This window comes from Pseudomonas sp. 30_B, assembly GCF_017491605.1.
In the GTDB taxonomy this organism is placed as follows: Bacteria; Pseudomonadota; Gammaproteobacteria; order Pseudomonadales; family Pseudomonadaceae; genus Pseudomonas.
Window position 1 is genome coordinate 1 of record NZ_JAFGYY010000451.1, and the last position, 249, is coordinate 249.

Sequence of the window (249 nt, forward strand, 5' to 3'; positions counted from 1 at the left end):
TTGCGCGCGCTCTTCTTCGCCTTGCCGGAGAGGTAGGCGAGCTGGTCGTAGCCGTCCAGGTGCACCTTGAAGGTCGGTCCGCCGGAAGTCGGCGCCCAGCCCTGCAGCAGCTTCTCCTTGGCGTCGGTATCGCCGACGGCCGCCAGCAGGGTCGGGAACCAGTCCAGGCCGGAGAACATCTGGGTGGAGACGGTGCCCGGCTTGACGTGGTTCGGCCAGCGGATCATCGCCGGCACCCGGTAGGCGCCT

At 68.7% G+C, this 249-nt stretch carries 1 pseudogene; it reads right to left on the bottom strand.

The features are described from left to right. Positions 1–249 (bottom strand): annotated as a pseudogene (locus J5M67_RS29075) (arylsulfatase); the annotation flags it as partial.